The following is a 6,798-nucleotide window of genomic DNA, read 5'->3' on the forward strand; positions in this document are numbered from 1 at the left end:
TCTAAAGTTTTGGGGATGGCAGGGTTTTGGGAGATGGGCTAACTACGGGGTTGGGCGAGGCATTGGGCTTTCCTGTAGAAGTGGACTTTGGTGTAGGCATAGCGCTGGGCGATGTTGTAGAAACACTCGTCGGTTTGCTAGTGGGCGTGCTTGTAGGAGCAACCGTTGGTTTGAGGCTAGGGGATGGTGTAGAAGTCGGCACAACTTGTTGCGGCTTTTTTCCCATAATACTGGGGTTGCCATCATCAAATACTCCCGCTACCGAAGCAATCATCATCGTTGCCAGTGTACCGACAAACAGTGCCTTCCATCCCAACTCTGAGATGTCTTGGCGTCGCGAGGGAATCAAAGCGATCGTGCCCCCTACAAAAATGCCCACGGAGGCAAGGTGTGCGAACCCTGAAAGGGCATAGCTAACAATTAAAACTGTACGCGGACTTAGCTCTCCTGCGAGGCTGGCTCTTCCCAGTTCTTGATAGGGGGGAATGGCAGTCTCTAGCAATCTACGCCCAATAATCACCGAGGCTTTCCAAGATTCATCGGGAATGCCCTGTAACAGTTTCCCGAGATCGACCGCTACGCCCGTCAAAAGTGTGAGGGGGTAAAACAAAAAGCCCAGAATATTGGCAAGTGTGACCACCTTAAATATTTCTCCAATATTCAAGAAGCTAATCGTCCCCAAAAAGGCAAAAAATTGATTGAGTAGGTAAACCAAGCCCACGATCAAAATCAAAACGGCGGCGATCGAAACAGACATTTTGACTCCATCTAAAGCTCCTAAAATGGCAGCATCAAGGGGACTAACCCGTTGCATCACTTCACTACCAACGGTTTCTAATGGGGGTTCGTGGGAATTTTCAGCAGAATCCTCATGGGAATTTTCAGTAGTACTTTTGCCTGTTTCGCTTCCTTCGACACGTTCTTCCACTGCATCGCGATCGCGCGATCCCCTAGGTCTAGAAGGCTCTTTAGGCAGCCCACCCATGGTCACAGGTACTTCTGTCTCGGGCACTAAAATTTTGGAGAGTACAAAACAAGCGGGGATCGCCATGATCGAGGCAGAGACAAGGTGTCCCAAAATATTAGGGAATGTTGCTTTGAGCGCATTTACATAAATCGCCAGTACCGATGAAGCTGCCGTACCAAAGCAGCATGCCAGAATCGCACAGAGTTCGCTGCGGGTCATCTTGGGCAGATAGGGCTTCACCACGATCGCCGCCTCAATGCCCACAAAGATATTAGCGGAGCCGCTTAAAGCTTCTGCCCCACTTAAGCGCATGGTGCGTTCAAAGATCCAACCAAAGAAATCGACGATTACCTTAATTACGCCAATATTCTCTAAGAGTGCCATCAAGCCTGAAAAGAAAATGACGGCAGGAAAAGTATTTAAAGCAAAAATCGTCGTAATCCTGACAGCGCAGAGTCCCTCGGCAACCTGCCCCAGACCGATAGGGGGAGCAGCACAGGCATTCGCGCCCCTAGGTAGCGGTGCGATCATATAAGAATTTCTGCCAAAGATAAATCTCGCACCCTCTTCAGCGGCATCAAATACGACATTTAACAGATTGCTGAATGCCTCGAGGGCAGCTTTTGTGGGCTCAAACTGAAACACCATAAAGCCCAAGATTAGCTGTAAGCCGATCCCCCAAGCAATGACGCGCCAAGGGACGATACGGCGATCTTCAGAAAAGAGCCAAGCGATCGCGCAGAGACCGAAAATGCCAAAAAAAGAAATTACGTTAAGGTAGCTCATCTAAACTTGCTTGTGTCTACTTGTGTCTAATTGGGAACGATCGGATAGTTTTAGAATTACTGGGGTGAAATCTATAAATCTAGGTGTTAGGATATTAATCGCCTTGTTTTTGAATTCGTCAATAACTTTTAACGATTTCCTCGTTATTAATCGCAATAGACTTAATTCATTCAATTCATGGCAAGCTCCACAACAACAAACTTAAGAGGTAATCTGTGGCAAATATTAAATCTGCAATTAAGCGCATTCAAATCAGCGAGCGTAACCGCTTGCATAATAAAGCATACAAGTCCGCCGTCAAGACGTTAATGAAGAAGTATTTTGACGCAGTAGAAACCTATCAAGCTAGTCCTAGTCCTGAAGCTTTAGAAGATGTCAATCTTAAAATGTCCTTAGCCTATAGCAAGATTGACAAGGCAGTGAAGCGTGGCGTATTACATGGCAACACTGGAGCCAGACGTAAATCTCGGATTGCAAACGCGATCAAAGCGATCTCAACCTAAGCGATCGCTTGTGGTGAATCTCCCCGTATCCTTATGTGCTTAACCAATCCTTAACGGCTCAGTTACCCCATAATGAAAAAATTCTGATAGAGTTTATTCGGATACTGGTCGTATGTTTCAATATCTGCCAACTTAGTCATAGTCATATATGGAGTCAGGTATGACAGAGCAAACGGGGAAAGAAGAGTTTTTAAATCCTAGGGCGCGATTTCAAGGAGAGTTCTCCTTGGAAAATCTAGCTTTTGATGCCAATCTTCAAGAGTTTGCCAATCGCATCACCATTATTTGCGCCCTAGAAAATGGTGGCAAAATTTCTCCGCAGGATGCATACAAGCAAATTAAAAAGCTCTGGGCGGAACTCAAAAAGTCCAAAAAGAGCCTGCTTGACTCGGAATCTTAAGGCCGACAACCAAACAATTTCCTAGCGATCGCTGCATAGACTTTAGATCGCTATCTTGTCGTCTTGATTTTTGCTGGTTATCACCTCAGGTATAAATTCGTACAAACTTGTTTACAATCTTTAACATTGTCCTATAATGTAACTTATCTGCTTTTGCTTGTAGTTCTAACTTTTCGGCGGAATTTCTAAACAAGCCTCCCATTGAATTTGTACCCAATGGTTCTGAAAAACCTTAGAGATAGGGCTGGTGAAGCGAAGCAGTATCCCTGGTTATCATCTTTTAGAATTGATTTCTGCTCACAAGAGCCTAGGTGGACGGGGAATAGCAGAAACAACAGCACATCATTTAGTTTGGAGCATTCATGCCCTCATCTTTTCAATCTCTCGGTATTTCAGAAGCAAGAGTTCAAAAACTTATCTCTATTGGTTTTACTGAACCTACAGCGATTCAAGTACAAGCAATTCCTCACCTGATGGCTGGTACAGACGTGCTGGGTCAGGCTCAAACAGGAACGGGTAAGACGGCAGCATTTGCTTTACCTATTCTCGAACGTATCGATCTAAATCAAAATACGTTACAAGCGATCATCCTCACCCCTACGCGGGAATTGGCAATTCAGGTCAGTCAGGCAATTCGGGGCTTTAACCTCAAGCCTGGGGCAAAAATTCTCACTGTCTACGGTGGACAAGCGATCGATCGCCAAATTTCTCATCTACAGCGCGGCGTGCATGTCGTGGTTGGTACTCCCGGGCGTGTGATCGATTTGATGGATCGCGGTGACTTGAGACTAGATAACCTGTCTTGGTTCGTCCTTGATGAAGCCGATGAAATGCTGAATATGGGCTTTATTCAAGATGTTGAGAAAATCTTGGCAACAACACCCACCAACCGCCAAACCGCTTTCTTCTCAGCGACAATGCCTCCACAGGTGCGTAGACTTGTCAAAAACTACTTGCGTACCCCTGTTGTCGTAAAGGTTGAGTCAGAGGTGACTGCACCGACCCGAATCGATCAGCAAATTTATCAAGTTCCTCAGCATCTCACCAAAGAAGAAGCACTTCTGCCAATTTTGGAGCTAGAGTCGCCTACTTCGGCAATTATCTTTGTCCGAACCAAAGATTCTGCCAGTAAACTCACGGATATCTTGCAAGCAGCCGGACACAGTGTCGACGAATACCACGGAAATCTGTCTCAATCACAGCGCGAATCCTTATTGCGTCGCTTCCGTAACCAACAGGTCAAATGGGTAGTCGCCACGGATATTGCCGCACGCGGACTAGATATTGACGGTCTAACCCACGTGTTTAATCTAGAGTTGCCCGATGATTTAGAGCGCTACGTTCATCGCATCGGTCGCACGGGTAGAGCAGGCAAAACTGGAATCGCGATTACGCTGGTTACGGCTAAGGAGCGCTATAAGATTCGTCAGCTTGAAAAGCATGTCGGTCAGCCCCTAGAAGTAAGCTCTCTGCCTACGATCGCCCAAATTCAAGAGCGCCGAATTGCTCGATTCACCGAACAAATTCATCAGGCTTTGAGTGGCGAACGGTTGGCATCTTTTCTACCCTTGGTATCTCAGTTGTCGCAAGAGTATGATGCCCAAGCGATCGCTGCTGCCGCCTTACAACTTGCCTATAGCCATATTCAATCTGAGAAATCAGAGCAGGCCGCACTCAACGTCTTGTCAAAACAACCAGACAAATCGGTGAAGAATACAACCAAGCCTGTCAAGCGATTTCAAGGTAATGGTGGTGGTGGTCGCCGCAGTGACTTTGATTCTCGTCCAACGATTAGATCGGATAGATCGGACAAGTATGCAAGTTCTTCTTCGGGCTCCAGCAATCGTTAAGCAGTTCTCTAGTTAGGGAAAAACTAATAGAACTTCTATCCGAAAGCTAAACCAATATCATCCCCCCACCTTTCCTAAACTTAGGAAGTCATAGGTTGGGGGATATTGTTTGTCTTAAAAATCCATTAGAACATTTACCAGCGTTTGTCATGGCTCCAGAATACTGGCAGCCAAGGGGAAAATTGTTATGCGCTTTCTTCAAACTTTTCGACAAATTCCTGCACCTGTACGGCAAAGTTTGACTGCTTCTTTTATTGCAGGACTAATGTTTTGGTCGAGCCTAGCTTCTCTATTGCCGACCTTGCCTTTGTATGTGGATAGTCTAGGTGGAACCAACGCTCAAATTGGTTGGGTGATGGGTGCTTTTGCGATCGGATTGCTCACCTGCCGCGCCTATTTAGGAAGATTAGCCGATCGCAAGGGAAGAAGGTTGGTCATGCAAATTGGACTGGGCGTTGCCACGATCGTGCCACTTTTATATGCAATTTCACCATCCATTCCTGTATTAATGGTACTCAGAGCCATTCATGGTATTAGTATTGCCGCTTTTGCCACGGGTTTCAGCGCTCTCATTGCCGATCTTTCTCCTGTGGAACAACGGGGGGAAATCATTGGCTATATGAGCTTAGTCAATCCTCTGGGGCTGGCGTTTGGTCCGGCCTTTGGGGGGTGGATGCAGGAAATTTGGGGATATCAGATTCTATTCGTAATGTCAGCATCGCTGGCATTGGCAGGGCTATTAATGATGGAGAAGGTCACCGAACCAAAGCTCTCATCTCCTCGGGATGCTGACATCGATCTATCTTCGAGCGATCGCAACTTGAAGGATTTCGACACCATCCCGCCACCATCCCGTCGGTTCTGGCAGACATTATGGAGCCCGAGAGTTCGCGTTCCTGCAACGGTGCTCTTTATGATTGGAATGGTGTTTGGTACGCTCAGTGCTTTTTTACCGCTTTTAATCAAGCAACAGCACATTCAACTGAATGCGGGTTTGTTTTATATGACGGCAGCGATCGCAGGCTTTATCATTCGTTTGCCGATTGCCCGTATTAGCGATCGCTATGGGCGAGGGGTATTTATCTCTATCGGTTTATGCTTTTATGCCCTGTCCATGGCAACGGTCTATTCGGCACAGACAAGCCTCGTTTTTCTAATTGCAGGTGGACTAGAGGGAATTGGCTCAGGCATTGTGATTCCTGCCATTGCGACCTTGCTTGCCGATCGCTCAGTTGCCTCAGAGCGAGGCTTTGTGTTTGGATTGGCATGGGCTGGCTTCGATCTAGGCATTGCGATCGCGGGGCCGATTATGGGCAATGCGATCGTGTTTTTGGGGTTAGCGAATACGTTTGTGGTCAGTACAGCTTTATCTTTGCTGGCACTAGCTATTTTTAGTACCCAGTCAAATCACAATCTCGCTGATTCTTGGCGGTTCGCCACAGGACAAACGACGGATAAATATGCGGTTAAAGGGACATAGAAAGGAAGAACTTCCAATATGCTCTGACTCTAAGGATTCTATTCCATAGGGTCTTCGCACTTCCGCCGTAACTTAGGCAATCTCACCCCATCGGTTCATCCAATCGCTGCTAGCACCAAGAATGCTCATCTTGGGGATTGTGCAGTAACTCGCGAACAGTGCACCCGTGATTCGTTGGTTACAAACCCTCAATATCCCTTTCATCATGCCTGCAGTAATAGACGAATTGACCAAAGGGCAGAGATAGACTGAATTGGTGCGAGTTGGTCTGGAACTGAAGAGATAAAACCATTCTAGTTTAAAGCTATTAAGACTGGTACGTTCGTGATAATCTTGGGTGAGATCGGGGATGAGGGCATAGTATGGGAGAAAGACCACTGTGAAGGCTGCATCACCCAACACTGAGGTTACCACGTAATACCAAAATAAAAGGGTCTGATTGAGGTTGGAATCTTCGCTGAAGTGAGGAACGATCCATTGCAGTCCAAACAAAACACCAAAAGGGATAGCACCAAAGATCATCCAAGCATGACGTTTTCCCCATTTAGACACCGTGCGATCGCTCAGCCATCCCACGAGAGGGCGCTAAAAATATCCCAAAGCCTTCCAATTAAAAGTACCATCCCTGCAAGACTGGGATTTAAACCTGCGACATTCGTAAGAAAAAAATAGCTGGAAGAAGGCTCGAATATTCAGAGAGATCGAACCGCCTACGCTTCCCATGCCATAAAACAATTTGGTGTTAAAGTCTAGTTTCTGCATCAGAAATTCTCGGCAATGTTGGCAACCTCGTCTCTTTAGAGCGAGGTGGA

The 6,798-nt window shown here is 46.5% G+C and carries 7 protein-coding genes; 4 read left to right on the top strand and 3 right to left on the bottom strand.

What is annotated here, in order from left to right; translation table 11 throughout:
• Position 1 precedes the first annotated feature (1 nt).
• Entirely contained in the window at positions 2-1,753 is a 1,752-nt protein-coding gene (locus V2H45_RS15270; protein WP_330484513.1) for a nucleoside transporter C-terminal domain-containing protein, read from the bottom strand.
• 215 nt (positions 1,754-1,968) lie between these two features.
• Here V2H45_RS15270 and rpsT point away from each other — a divergent pair, with 215 nt between their 5' ends.
• From rpsT to V2H45_RS15290, 4 genes are all read left to right on the top strand, one after another.
• Positions 1,969-2,256, top strand: coding sequence for a 30S ribosomal protein S20 (gene rpsT / locus V2H45_RS15275; protein ID WP_330484514.1), 288 nt, complete (start codon positions 1,969-1,971; stop codon positions 2,254-2,256).
• A 160-nt stretch (positions 2,257-2,416) separates the two neighbouring features.
• Positions 2,417-2,656, top strand: a complete 240-nt coding sequence (locus tag V2H45_RS15280; protein ID WP_330484515.1) for a DUF7219 family protein — start codon at positions 2,417-2,419, stop codon at positions 2,654-2,656.
• Positions 2,657-3,018: 362 nt separating this feature from the next.
• Positions 3,019-4,506: a DEAD/DEAH box helicase gene (locus V2H45_RS15285; protein ID WP_330484516.1), complete on the top strand. Its 1,488-nt coding sequence runs from the start codon at positions 3,019-3,021 to the stop codon at positions 4,504-4,506.
• A gap of 187 nt (positions 4,507-4,693) precedes the next feature.
• Complete coding sequence (locus tag V2H45_RS15290) at positions 4,694-5,986, top strand: MFS transporter (protein ID WP_330484517.1); 1,293 nt, start codon at positions 4,694-4,696, stop codon at positions 5,984-5,986.
• A gap of 72 nt (positions 5,987-6,058) precedes the next feature.
• Here V2H45_RS15290 and V2H45_RS15295 read toward each other — a convergent pair whose 3' ends face one another.
• The gene (locus V2H45_RS15295; protein ID WP_330484518.1) at positions 6,059-6,562 is read right to left on the bottom strand and encodes an MFS transporter; all 504 of its coding nucleotides are present in this window, start codon (positions 6,560-6,562) and stop codon (positions 6,059-6,061) included.
• A gap of 9 nt (positions 6,563-6,571) precedes the next feature.
• Positions 6,572-6,798 (bottom strand): hypothetical protein (locus V2H45_RS15300; protein ID WP_330484519.1); only part of this gene is annotated, 227 nt, incomplete at its 5' end.

This window comes from Tumidithrix elongata BACA0141 (assembly GCF_036349135.1).
Classification (GTDB): domain Bacteria; phylum Cyanobacteriota; class Cyanobacteriia; order Pseudanabaenales; family Pseudanabaenaceae; genus Tumidithrix; species Tumidithrix elongata.

Coding starts and splice junctions, on each gene's coding strand:
- V2H45_RS15270 (WP_330484513.1), bottom strand. CDS start 1,753: ATGAGCTACCTTAACGTAATTTCTTTTTTTGGCATTTTCGGTCTCTGC.
- V2H45_RS15280 (WP_330484515.1), top strand. CDS start 2,417: ATGACAGAGCAAACGGGGAAAGAAGAGTTTTTAAATCCTAGGGCGCGA.
- V2H45_RS15285 (WP_330484516.1), top strand. CDS start 3,019: ATGCCCTCATCTTTTCAATCTCTCGGTATTTCAGAAGCAAGAGTTCAA.
- V2H45_RS15290 (WP_330484517.1), top strand. CDS start 4,694: ATGCGCTTTCTTCAAACTTTTCGACAAATTCCTGCACCTGTACGGCAA.